This window comes from Pseudonocardia sp. EC080619-01 (assembly GCF_001420995.1).
Taxonomy (GTDB): Bacteria; Actinomycetota; Actinomycetes; order Mycobacteriales; family Pseudonocardiaceae; genus Pseudonocardia.
On sequence record NZ_CP012185.1, the window covers coordinates 645124 to 657602 of the forward strand.

At 64.3% G+C, this 12479-nt stretch carries 11 protein-coding genes; 7 read left to right on the forward strand and 4 right to left on the reverse strand.

Annotated elements, in window-relative coordinates:
• Positions 1-4: 4 nt before the first annotated feature.
• The 4 genes from AD017_RS31185 to AD017_RS31200 all read right to left on the reverse strand — a co-directional run bounded on the left by AD017_RS31185 (position 5) and on the right by AD017_RS31200 (position 5036).
• On the reverse strand, positions 5-1006 hold the full coding sequence (locus AD017_RS31185; protein ID WP_060577480.1) for an NAD(P)-dependent oxidoreductase: 1002 nt from the start codon (positions 1004-1006) through the stop codon (positions 5-7).
• Positions 1007-1089: 83 nt separating this feature from the next.
• Positions 1090-1713, reverse strand: coding sequence for a dTDP-4-dehydrorhamnose 3,5-epimerase family protein (locus AD017_RS31190; protein ID WP_060577268.1), 624 nt, complete (start codon positions 1711-1713; stop codon positions 1090-1092).
• Entirely contained in the window at positions 1700-2848 is a 1149-nt protein-coding gene (locus AD017_RS31195; RefSeq protein WP_060577269.1) for a DegT/DnrJ/EryC1/StrS aminotransferase family protein, read from the reverse strand. The genes AD017_RS31190 and AD017_RS31195 overlap by 14 nt, the downstream gene beginning before the upstream one ends.
• A 1045-nt stretch (positions 2849-3893) precedes the next feature.
• On the reverse strand, positions 3894-5036 hold the full coding sequence (locus AD017_RS31200) for a nucleotide disphospho-sugar-binding domain-containing protein (RefSeq protein ID WP_145984173.1): 1143 nt from the start codon (positions 5034-5036) through the stop codon (positions 3894-3896).
• Between the two features lie 491 nt (positions 5037-5527).
• On the opposite strand from AD017_RS31200, the gene AD017_RS31205 reads away from it, so the two are divergent.
• The 7 genes from AD017_RS31205 (at position 5528) to AD017_RS31235 (ending at position 12469) form a co-directional block, all read left to right on the forward strand.
• Positions 5528-7021, forward strand: a complete 1494-nt coding sequence (locus tag AD017_RS31205) for an FAD-dependent monooxygenase (RefSeq protein WP_060577481.1) — start codon at positions 5528-5530, stop codon at positions 7019-7021.
• Positions 7022-7060: 39 nt separating this feature from the next.
• Complete coding sequence (locus tag AD017_RS31210; protein WP_060577271.1) at positions 7061-7390, forward strand: TcmI family type II polyketide cyclase; 330 nt, start codon at positions 7061-7063, stop codon at positions 7388-7390.
• Positions 7390-8661: a beta-ketoacyl synthase gene (locus tag AD017_RS31215; protein ID WP_060577482.1), complete on the forward strand. Its 1272-nt coding sequence runs from the start codon at positions 7390-7392 to the stop codon at positions 8659-8661. The genes AD017_RS31210 and AD017_RS31215 overlap by 1 nt, the downstream gene beginning before the upstream one ends.
• 5 nt (positions 8662-8666) lie before the next feature.
• Complete coding sequence (locus tag AD017_RS31220) at positions 8667-9875, forward strand: ketosynthase chain-length factor (RefSeq protein WP_369821727.1); 1209 nt, start codon at positions 8667-8669, stop codon at positions 9873-9875.
• A gap of 56 nt (positions 9876-9931) precedes the next feature.
• Positions 9932-10183, forward strand: coding sequence for an acyl carrier protein (locus AD017_RS31225; protein WP_060577273.1), 252 nt, complete (start codon positions 9932-9934; stop codon positions 10181-10183).
• Between the two features lie 100 nt (positions 10184-10283).
• On the forward strand, positions 10284-11924 hold the full coding sequence (locus tag AD017_RS31230; RefSeq protein WP_060577274.1) for a carboxyl transferase domain-containing protein: 1641 nt from the start codon (positions 10284-10286) through the stop codon (positions 11922-11924).
• Between the two features lie 77 nt (positions 11925-12001).
• Complete coding sequence (locus tag AD017_RS31235; RefSeq protein ID WP_060577275.1) at positions 12002-12469, forward strand: biotin/lipoyl-containing protein; 468 nt, start codon at positions 12002-12004, stop codon at positions 12467-12469.
• The last annotated feature ends 10 nt before the right edge of the window (positions 12470-12479 follow it).

Genomic DNA, 12479 nt, shown 5'->3' on the forward strand with positions numbered 1-12479 from the left:
CCGATCAGCGTAGAGCAGCCTCCCCACCCGCTACGCAGAAGTCGACGGTGCGGCGCAGACCCTCGTCAAGCGTGACCATAGGCCGCCAGCCGGTCGCCGCGCGGAACGCGGAGGCGTCGATCGTGATGCTCCGGAAGTCACTGGCTTCCGCGTAGTCCGGCGGCGGCACCGCTACCACTTCAACCGGGGGCGAGCCCGTGCGCTGGGCCACCAGCGTGGCCACCGTGCGAAACACTGAACCGAGGGGCACGCTATGCCCAGTTCCTAGGACGAACCGCCGTCCGGACAGCACCGGAACCTGCTCGGCCGCCGCCACAAGAGCTGCCGCTGCGTCCTCGACGTATGTCAGGTCCCGGCGGACAGTACCGTCATGCCACATAGTCAACGGTTCTCCCGCCACCGCCCGTCGCACCATGGTCGATACGACCCCTTTGTCAAGCGCGGAGGATGCCGGGCCGTACCCGTACATCGTCGGAAGACGCAGAGAGGTACCGCGGAGCAGGCCATCGGTGACGGCGCTAAGGAGCGTTCGCTCGGCTGCCAGCTTCTGCCGGCCGTACTCGTCGCATGGGCAGTCGTCCTCACTTCCGTCCACGACGTCGCCATCGTGAGCACCGATCTGCGACATCGCGCCAGCGAAGACAACGTTTAGTGGTTCAGCCACCTGGCGTGAGCCCGCAGCCGAAACAAGGTCTCGGATCAGACCGACATTGACGCGCTCGGCAAGAGCGTCGTCATCGCCGATACGCCATGTCGACGAACCCGAGATGTGGGCCACTGTGTGAATAACGGCGTCGGCGCCTTCCAACACCTCTGCCATCGCGCCCTGTTCGGCGAGATCCGCGGGGAACACCTCGACGTCCGCGACGGCACCCAACGGTATTACCGCTGGACGGCGAGACACCGCGCGCACGCGAATTGCCCGCTCAGCGAGCAGACGCAGCACAGCCGATCCCACGAATCCGGTCGCTCCAAGCACCACTACCCGTCTGTCAGGGGAACGCATGGTCCTCCGGTCGGAACCCATATCCGCTCCTAACAATCAGCAGTCGCACGGCGGTCGACACCGCGGCCCCTGACGATGGTCCACTAATCCGAGCGAGGCGGCAGGGCAAGGTAAAGGCCATCTTCCAGCGCCTGCGACGTCTGATAGCGAGGTAGATATCCCGCGTCGCGGGCCTGCTTAATCGTCGGCGCATCGCGGTCACGCGTTGAAAAGCACAGATCCATATCCACGGGCAGCGGAAGAGCGAGCTCCGGGTCCAAGACAGAGACCGCGTGCTCGCGCTCCTTCTTGAAGCGCTGAGAGAGCATATAATGGATGGTTGTTTCCTCCTCGAGAGCTACGAACGCGAGTCCGACGCCGGTGGGCAGAAACACAGATGCCGCTCCATCTCCGTCTAGCACTACGGAATCCCAACGGCCAAACGTCGGTGATCCAACTCTAAGGTCGACCACGAACTCCAGCGCACGCCCATGAGGACAGTAGACAAATTTTGCGCTGCCCGGCGGGGTTGCCGTGTAGTGAATACCACGAACCGCCCCGCGAACGGATCGAGTCGAGGTACACTGACGAACTGGAAACATCGGATGCCCGACGATCGTCGCTAGTTCGCGATCGTCATGCGTCACTGCGATCACCCCGCGCTCATCTGCAAAGCGTGAGGGAGTAAGTTCGTAGGAGCCGGCGACGACGAGTTCACGTGCTTCCACGGCTCGCCCCAGTGGCACTCGAGTGGTCGACGCCGATAACTTCGCGTAGAGCTGAGATAACCCGGTCCTGCCGTTCCTGCGACAGCGACGGGTACATGGGCAGAGAGAATATTTGTCCCGCGAGATCCTCGGTCACCGGTAACGAGCCACGGCGATACCCAAGGTGTTCGAAACCCGTCATTGTGTGCACGGGCCACGGATAGCTTACGTTTAGCCGGATTCCCCTATCGGCCAGCTCGGCGAGGATCCGATCTCTGTCCGGGTGCCGGACGACGTAGACGTAGTAAACATGCTCGTTACCGACGCTTACGACTGGCGTCTCCAGTTCCGTGTCGCCCAGCGCGTCCGCGTAACGTTGCGCCACCGCGCGACGGTCCGCGACGTAGTTATGTAGCCGGACTAGCTTCCGACGCAGGATCTCTGCGTGCAACTCGTCCAGTCGCGAGTTGTGGCCTGGCGTTCGAACGACATAGTACACGTCCTGCATCCCGTAGTACCGCAGCTTCCGCAGCTCGTCCGCCGTAGTATCGTCGGCCGTCACGACGGCGCCGCCGTCACCGTAGGCACCCAGTACTTTCGTCGGGTAAAATGAAAATGCCCCCGCTGCGCCGAAAGTCCCTGCCAGTCGACCATGATGTCGGGCTGCGTGCGCTTGTGCGCAGTCTTCGATTACAAGCAGCTTGTTCTTCTCCGCCACTGCAGTTAATGGCGCCATATCCACGCACTGTCCATACAAGTGGACCACAACGATGGCTCGCGTCCGTCGCGTCACTGCAGCTTCTACTGCTGCGACGTCCATCAGGTAATCATCGTGAAGAACATCAACGAAAACCGGGACGGCCCCGGCGCCCTCAATCGCCAAGACGGTTGGTGCCGCGGTGTTCGACACAGTTATGACCTCGTCGCCTGGCCCAATACCAACCGACTCCAGTGCTAGCTTTACAGCATTGGTCCCATTGTCTACTCCTACGCAATGGGATGTTCCGAGAAATCGGGCGAACTCTCGCTCGAAGCCACGGACGCTTTCGCCCAGCACCAGTTGGCCGGATTTGAATACTGTGTCCACGGCAGAAAGAATTTCGTCCCGCTCTGCCTGGTACTCAGACAAGTAGTCCCACACGGAAATCGTCGACATTGCGCGCCTCCTAAACGGGTTGGAAATAGTCAGAGGTGGAGTCGTTCAATTCGAATCGAAGGCAGGGTCGTGGCACCCTCGGCTACATTCTGTGGGCTGCTATGGAGATCGGGTTAGCATTTCGATGCCCACTCGTTCTACTACCGGGAGTGGCTAGGGAGAACTTCGACAACCAGATACTGACCCTTTCCGGCCATGCGTCGGCCTTCGGCGAAATCATTCAGCATGCTAGCTATGACGTAACGGCCGGGACGTCCGGGAGCCATTACGGTCGAGTCGAGCCTGCTCGATAGCGGCATGGATCCAATGCCGGCGGTAAGATCAATAGGCGGTTTAGGTGGCGGGGCCGATCCGTGGAACTGACCGAACCAGCCGGCCAGTCGACTTTCGGATGTATCCGAGAATGCTGGGAAAAAGACTGCCTCGGACGGCTGCGCTGCCAGCTTGTTAATAACCCGCACTGGCTCGCTCGCGCGTAGCTTGCCGTCGACGACGAAACGCGGGCCAACGTCGGCATCGATTGAGGTCAGCGTGATATCCGGCGGATTAGTACGTGAGCGTGCGCACGGCGGCCCCACAGTCAGCGCCCCGCGGGTTGGGCGTGAAGCCGTCGTTATGTCAGTGTAGTCGAAAAGCTCGTAGTGGCCCTCCTCCAAATGCTGATCAAACGTCGCCTGGGCACCGTTTCGCACCAGTACGCCGCCGAGAAGATCTATCCCTTGCAGTCGTTCGGCACCAGCACGCACGGAGCCCGGGTCTGCGGCGGTGACGCCGACCAGTCCCGCCCTCAGATCCTCTGTGGTGGCTCCGGAGGTGAGCCGAGCAAGCCCGACCCCGGACACCGGCCGGTCGGTCGATACCTCTATGACGACCCTGCCTGCCGGTACTGAGCCGGGTGCGGTGATCGCGTCTGACAGGATCCGCACCTGGATCGCTGCCTCAGCACCGTGCGGTACAGCGGATGCGTGGATTGTGGTGGGCGAACAGTGGCCGCCGAGGAAGGATCTCGCGCGGGCCGCTAGCGCGGTCGACCACGTCATTCGCCTCACGACGACCTTACGTCCACAAAGCGATCGGCCAGTGACCCAGCAACGTCTGCCGGTAGCGGCATGGCCACCATCTCAGTAGCCAGAGCACGACATCGGTCCCTAGCCAATCGGTCCTCGAGGAGGGTACGGCAGACTTCGCCGATGTCGGCCAGGCTGGCGTCAGAGGAGGGGAGAGCCACCCCGGCGCCCGCCGCGCACATTCGGTGCGCCGAGTCGGCGTTCTTTGACTCAAGCGGGAGGATGACCTGAGGAACGCCAGCTCCGAGAGCGGTCAGGGCCGTCAACCCACCCCCGTGATGGACGATTAAGTCCAGGGTCGGTGCTAGCAATTTGAACGGGAGCTGGCCTGCCCGGGTAATTCCGTGAACCCCGCGCAACCTCTCCGCTGCCTCAGGCGGACAAGCAACCAGTATCTCACTTGTCGACCCATCTAGTGCCGCGGCGGTCGAGCGGATCAAATCAACGTCGTAATAATCCGAGCTGATGCTGCCGGCAGTGAGCAGAGTCCGCCGCGGGGAGGCATCGAGCATCCACGGCTCGATGGTGACTGGGTGGTCGATCGGAACCCAGCGGATGGGAGCTATCTGCTCTGTGGGGGCCTCCGCAGGACGGAGCGAAGCCGGGAACGGGTCGACCATCAGCGACGGGGCAGGAAATCGATCGGCACCCAACCGGGCCAGCTCAGGAGCCAGTATGTCCGAAGCCCCAGGATGCACGCCGGAACGATCGATATGGTTCGCGGTGATCGCGTGGCGCACCCACGGCACCCCAGCGGCTACAGCAGCAAGTGCACCCGCATACGCGTGCGCCCCAGCCACCACCAGGTCTGGCGGCCACGTGCCGACGAGTTTGTACAGGGGCTTGGCCATGGCCAAGGCCAGTTGCCCGAACCGTCGGCCCGCAGCTGCGACCTCGTCCTCATGCGTTGCTGCCCCCGTTGCGGGATGGTCCGCGAGTAAGGTTGCCAGCTCGACCGAGGATGCCTCCACTGTGTGAAGGCCAACGCCAGTCACGACTGGAAGGATCTCAGCAGTCGCTGCTACGACGACGTCGTGCCCTGTTGCTCGTAGAGCGGCTGCAAGAGGTGCGAGCCCGGCTACATTCGACGCCGTCGGCCCTGCGACGAAAAGTACCCTCACACAGCTCACTCCTCAGAATCGCGAGTCGCCTCCAGAGTCGTCGGTATACGCGGAACGAATCAACGCTCATCCGGAAAAGTCCTGGTCATATCTCGGTCAGATCGCTGGCTGATCCCTAGGTGGGAACATCGCTGGTCGATGATCTCCGGCTGCGCAGGGCATCCAACTCTGGGCTAGTCCCTAGTCTCTAGTACCCTGCTGCAGACGCCCACATCGAGCAGCTTCCAGGGGAAGTTTCGACACGTTCTGGCCTCGCATCGCGTGGACGTTGCGCGGGTGAGGTAGCTGTGCGACGCGCGACCTAACCTCTGCTGCTCATCTGTATCTCAGGCTCAATGGCCTGGTCAGTTCTGCGTCAAATCATGGCCGAAGCTCCTGACGGAGAGTCAGCGAACGTTTGAACTGAAGTGTGTTGACTCTTGTCGTGCACCGGAGGGAACGTCGAGTCACGTAACTTAACGATCCGTTCGGGCTTCGAGATGAGGCGGTATATGAAAACGACAGTAATCGTGGTCGGTGCGGGTCCGGCCGGGCTGATGCTGTCGGCGGAGCTGCGGCTGGCCGGGATCGACGTTGTCCTTCTCGAACGGCTGGAGGTGCCGACCGGCGAATCGCGGGGCCTCGGGTTTCTGGCACGGACGATGGAAATCTTCGACCAGCGCGGGCTGCTGCACCGGTTTGGTGAGATCGAGACCTCGAACGTCGGTCACTTCGGCGGACTATCGATGGATTTTGGCGTCGTGCCAGGCGCGCACTTTGGTGGCAAGGGCATCCCGCAGAGCCGTACCGAGGAGGTCCTGGAAGAGTGGGCGTCCGAGCTTGGCGTTGACATTCGCCGGGCTCACGAGGTGACCGGCTTTCACGACGACGGTGATGGCGTCGACGTCGACTTCCGCGGTCCGCGGGGCGCGGGGCGGGTCCGAGCTCGCTATCTGGTCGGCTGCGACGGCGGCCGAAGTACGGTCCGCAAGGTCGCCGGGTTCGACTTTCCCGGTAGCGCGGCGACGATGGAGATGTTTATCGCCGACATCACTGACTGTGACGTCGAGCCGCGCTGGGCCGGTCAGATCTGTCCGACCGGCATGGTCATGGCCGGCCCGCTGGCTAACGGGGTCACCCGGATCGTGGTGTGCGAGCGAGACAAGCCTGCCCAGAAACGCACCGCCCCGCCGCCGTTCTCTGAGTTGGCGGACGGCTGGCAGCGGCTCACTGGTGAAGACATCCACGGTGCGACCCCGATATGGACAAGTTCGTTCGGCAACGCCACTCGCCAGGTCACGCAGTACCGACGCGGGAACGTACTGCTCGCGGGCGACGCCGCGCACATCCACTTGCCAGCCGGCGGGCAGGGTATGAACACGAGCATCCAAGATGCGGTGAATCTCGGCTGGAAGCTCGCCGCCAAGGTGAAGGGGACTGCCCCCGATGGATTGTTGGACACCTACGAGTCCGAACGGTGGCCGGTCGGGCAGCGCCTCCTGATGAACACCCGCGCCCAAGGGTTGCTGTTCCTGTCGGGCGAGTCGATGCAGCCGCTGCGTAACGTGATGACGTCGCTGATGTCTCGGCCTGAGGTCAGCCGCCATCTGGTCTCACTGGTTAGCGGCCTGGAGATCCGTTACGCGGTCGACCCGGTGGCGAGCCACCCATTGCTGGGCATGCGAATGCCGCCGTGTCAACTCACGACCAACGAGGGCCGTTCGGTCAACACTACTGAGCTGCTGCATTCCGGACGTGGTGTTCTGTTGGCCCTCGACGATCGGGCCGGCAAACGAGCGGTTGCTCGCGGATGGGCTGACCGGATCGACGTTGTCAACGCGTCCGTCGCCGACGCCGACGTCCCGGCCGCGCTGGATGGTGTCTTTGCGGCGCTGCTCCGACCTGACGGCTACGTGGCCTGGGTTGCACCGGGCCGAACTGACCTGGTCGCCGCTCTGAGACGCTGGTTTGGCAGTGCTGTGCGCGGTCCCGCAGTCGCAGTGTGAGCCGCGGACGACCTGACTTGCTTATCGGAGGGAGCGAAAGTGCACAGCACGCTGATCGTGGCGCGAATGCGACCCGAATCCGCCGACGATGTCGCCCGCATCTTTGGTGAGTTTGACACGACCGAGATGCCAGATCTAATGGGAACTCGCCGTCGCCAGTTGTTTCACTACAATGGACTCTACTTCCACATGCAGGACTTCGCCGACGATGACGGTATCCGGTCAATCGAAGAGGCCCAGAGGCACCCGCTGTTTGTCAATGTTAGCGAGATGCTGAAGGCGCATATCGGCGCTTACGACCCAGAAACCTGGCAGTCGCCGAAGGACGCGATAGCGACGTCGTTCTACCGCTGGGAACGGCACACGTGATGGACCGCCGTGTCGTCATCACGGGCATGGGGGTATTGGCCCCCGGGGGCGTCGGGGTGAAAGCGTTCTGGGAGCTGCTCAGCGAAGGCCGGACCGCCACGCGCGGGATCACCTTCTTCGATCCGTCACGATTCCGATCCCGGGTTGCAGCAGAGATCGACTTTGACCCCTACGTGCACAGACTTGGCCCGCAGCAGGTCCGTCGTATGGATCGCGCAGCCCAACTGGCGGTCGTCGCGGCCGGACACGCCGTAACATCCAGTGGGCTGGAGATCGATGAGCTGGACCCCGCTCGGGTCGGTGTCACGATCGGCAGCGCGGTAGGAGCCACCATGGGCCTGGAGCAGGAATACCGCGTCGTCAGCGACGATGGCCGGTTGACACTAGTCGACCACGACTATGCTCCGTCGCACCTGTATTCGCACTTCGTGCCGAGCTCGTTTGCTACGGAAGTGGCTTGGAGGGTCGGGGCCGAGGGGCAGTCTGGCGTCGTGTCCACTGGCTGCACATCCGGTCTGGACGCGGTGGGACACGCCTGCCGGCTGATCCGTAACGGCTCTGCGGATGTGATGGTCGCCGGCGCGACCGACGCACCGATCTCGCCGATCACCATGGCCTGTTTCGACGCAATCAAGGCCACGTCATCCCGCAACGACGATCCCGCGACCGCGTCACGTCCGTTTGACGGGACCCGTAACGGGTTCGTACTGGGCGAGGGCTCCGCGGTGTTCGTGCTGGAAACGCTTGAGGCTGCTCGCCGGCGGAACGCTGACGTGCTCGCCGAGATCGCCGGGTTCGCGACTCGCAGCAACGCGTACCACATGACCGGTCTGCGGAAAGACGGGAAGGAGATGTCTGAGGCAATCAATGCGGCGTTCGCACAGGCCAAGCTGGCCCCGCGCCGGGTCGACTACATTAACGCACACGGGTCCGGCACCAAGCAGAACGACCGGCACGAGACGGAAGCATTCAAGCTCAGTCTCGGCGAGTGCGCCTATGAAGTTCCGGTCAGTTCGATCAAGTCGATGGTCGGCCATTCGTTGGGCGCAATTGGGTCCATCGAGATAGCTGCTTCCGTCCTGGCGATCCGGGAAAACGTCGTTCCGCCGACTGCGAATCTTCATGTCCCTGACCCCGAGTGCGATCTGGACTATGTCCCGAGGACAGCACGCGAGCAGCAGACCGACTCCGTACTCACGGTGGGAAGTGGGTTCGGTGGGTTCCAGAGCGCGATGGTGCTCGTGGAGCCGGGTCTACGTGATCAGGCATGAACCGCGTGACCACGACAACGGTAGTGACCGGCGTCGGGGTGACTGCCCCGAATGGTCTCGGCACCGAGGATTACTGGCGTGCGACACTGGAAGGGCGGAGCGGCATCGGACCGGTCACTCGGTTCGACGCCTCGCGCTACCCGACCCGTCTGGCTGGCGAGGTGCTCGGTTTTGACGCACGCGATCACCTTCCAGGACGGCTGCTGCCCCAAACCGACCGGGTGACACAACTCTCGTTGACCGCTGCGGACTGGGCACTGGCCGACGCCGGGGTCGTCAGGGGCGAGGTCGACCAGCTCCGCTCCGGCGTCATCACGGCGAGCACATGCGGCGGGTTCGAGTTTGGACAGAACGAGCTGCAGGCCCTGTGGAGCCGCGGTAGCGAGTATGTCAGCGCGTACCAGTCATTCGCCTGGTTCTACGCGGTAAACACCGGTCAGATCTCGATCCGCAACGGTATGCGCGGACCAAGCAGCGTGGTGGTAACCGACCACGCCGGGGGTCTGGACGCAGTGGCGCAAGCCCGCCAGGAGATCAACGACGGCTCGGTGATGATCGTGACCGGCGGGATGGACGCTTCGATCTGCCCCTGGGGTTGGGTAGGGCACCTGGCCGGAAACCGCATGAGCGCTGATGACGACCGACACCGGGCCTACCGGCCGTTCGCCGCGGACGCGAGTGGGCACGTCGCTGGTGAGGGTGGCGCGATGATGATCGCCGAAGATGCCGACAGCGCCCGAGCCCGCGGTGCGCGGGTCTACGGCGAGGTCTCTGGGTACGGCGCGACGATCGATCCGTCGCCGGAGAGCGGGCGTGAGCCGGGCCTGCGCAGAGCCATCTTGGCCGCGATCCAAGATGCTGGCGTCACGCCGTCCGAGATCGATGTTGTGTTTGCCGACGGCGCCGCGCGGGCGGACCTGGACCGCGTTGAGGCCGATGCCTTGGTTGGAGTGTTTGGGCAGTGTGGAGTCCCGGTCACGGTGCCGAAGTCCCTGACCGGACGCCTTGGTGCGGGGAGCGGCTCTCTGGACGTTGTCACGGCGCTGCTGGCAATGCGGGACGGTCTCATCCCTCCGACGGTGAACGTCGACCCGGACCCGGCATACGGCCTGGATCTAGTGATCGACCGGCCTCGGCTGATGGACCTACATGTATCGCTGGTGCTAGCCCGCGGCGTCGGCGGTTTCAACTCCGCCCTAGTGCTGCGCGCATAGCAAGCCACCGCATCGCATCGCATCGCACACAAGTAGACACGGAAGAGGAGCACGACATGCCCGAAACGGCAACGGTGGAGCTGGACGACCTCAAACGCATTCTGCGCGAGGCGGCAGGTGAGGACCTTACCCAGAGCTTGGACGGCGACATCCTGGACGTGGAGTTCGAGGAGCTGGGTTACGACTCGATCGCCTTGATGGAGACGATCGCGCGGATCGAGCGTGAGTACAGCCTGGTGCTAGACGACAACATCGTCAGCTCCGCGCTCACGCCCCGTGCCCTCCTCATCACGGTGAACGGAGGCTGAGGTGACGCGCTCGACGAGCGAGACGGTGAGAGCTCTTCCACCGGCGCCGCGGCGGGCGGAGGGTGACTCCGGCTGGGGAGTGTGCCCCGGTTGCCGGACGATGGTTTACGGGAAGCGCCTGCTCCGCGGACAGCACATCTGCCCCGAGTGTGGTGTCCACCAGCGGCAGACCGCCGAGGAGCGGATCGAGCAATTGTTCGACGAGTCCACGATTGAGTACCTGCAGCTGCCGGTGAGGAGTTCCGACCCGCTCGAGTTCGCGGACACTGTGCCGTACCCGGAGCGCTTGGAAGCGGCGCGCAGGCGGTCCGGGTTGGAGGAGGGCGTCCTCGTCGCGACCGGCACGGTCGGCGGGCGGGCACTTGTCGCCGCTGTAATGGACTTCCGGTTCATGGGCGGCAGCCTCGGGGCGGCGATCGGTGAGGTGATCACTCGAGCCGCCGAGCACGCGTTCGCTGAGCACACGCCACTGCTGATTGTCTCGGCGTCCGGTGGCGCCCGGATGCAGGAGGGAGCGCTCGCCCTGATGCAGATGGCGAAGACCGCGCAGGCGCTCGCCTCCCTAGATGAGGCGGGGGTCTTGACCATTTCTCTGGTCACGGACCCGACCTATGGTGGGGTCGCGGCCTCGTTCTCCACGCTCTGCGATGTGATCGTCGCAGAACCGGGTGCACGGCTGGGCTTCGCGGGACCACGAGTGATTCAGCAGACGCTCCGGCAGTCGCTGCCGGAGGGGTTCCAAACGGCCGAGTTCCTCCTGGAGCACGGCTTCATCGACGCGATCCGAACCCGGCGCACATTCCGCACGTTCATCGGGCACCTGCTGGCGTTGCAGGACCGCGACGCGAAGCCGGATCCGGCACGGCCGGACCCGGTAATCCGGGAGCCTACTGAGGTCCCGGTCGGTGACCCGTGGGAGACCGTGCAGGGTGCGCGAGAGGTGGGACGCCCGACCACGTTGGACTACCTCACGCGTGCTTTCGACGATTTCGAAGAGCTGCATGGCGATCGGCTCGGTGGGGACTGCCCCGCCGTAGTCGGTGGTCCGGCCCTGCTAGACGGGGTGCCGGTAATGGTGATCGGTCACCAGAAGGGGCGCACCGCCGCCGAGATGAGCGCCCGCAACTACGGCATGCCCACGCCGGACGGCTATCGCAAAGCTGGGCGGCTGATGCAACTGGCCGCGAAGTTGAGGGTCCCAGTCGTGACGCTAGTGGACACTCCCGGAGCGTTCCCCGGTGTGGAAGCCGAACGGCATGGGCAGGCGGTGGCCATCGCCGAGAACATCCGATTGATGACGACGCTGCCGGTGCCGGTCGTGACGATGGTGATTGGCGAGGGTGGTAGCGGGGGCGCGCTGGCCCTCGCCGTGGCCGACGATGTACTGATCGGGTCCGGCGCTATCTACTCAGTAATCAGCCCCGAGGGATGCGCCGCGATCCTCTGGAGCGATGCGACGAAGGCACCGACGGCGGCCGCGGCACTGCACCTGGACGGCAGGCGACTGCTGGACCTCGGCGTCGTCGACGGCGTCGTGCCGGAGCCAGAGAGGATGACTGAGGACCACGCCGAGGCGGCGCGCCGGGTCCGCGGCGCGCTCGCGGCGTCGCTGCGCCGGCTGGCCACAGCCGAGCCCGGAGTGCTTGTCGCCTCGCGTCGCGCCCGTTTCCGGGCGTTCGGAACGGCGGAGGCTGCTGTGGGCCGCGCGGACGTCAAGGCGGGAACAGCAGAGGGGAATTGATCATGAATCGCGGAGAGTGGTCTCCGAGCCCGATCGATCCGGATTACGGGCGTGGGAAGACCGAGGCCGGTGAATCTGTGCTGCTGAACCAGGTGCGGGGCGTTGCTGAGCGGATGCTGGCAGGCGAGGACCGTCTGGTGTCCGCGTTGCGCGTGCGGGCCGGCGACGTGGCGGTGGAGATGGAGTGGCTGGAGCCCGCCGCGGTCGAGGCGGTCGGTCCCCCGAAGACCACTGTGAACGGCCAAGCCGCGGCCGCCGAACGAGGCGAGGACCCCGAGATCGAGCCGGACATCGCATATCTGACTGCGCACACGGTCGGCTGCTTCTACCGGAGTCCCTCGCCGGACGCGGCACCGTTTGTGGACGAGGGCGACTGTGTCTCTGCCGGTCAGCAGGTGGCAATCATTGAGGCGATGAAATTGAGGCTTCCGGTCGAGGTGGACAAGGATTGTCGGATCGGCGCCGTGCTGGCAGCCGACGGCGCTTCGGTCGAATTCGGAGACCGGCTGTTCGCTCTCGAGACGTCCCACCGCGACGACGAGTAAGGAGGTCACC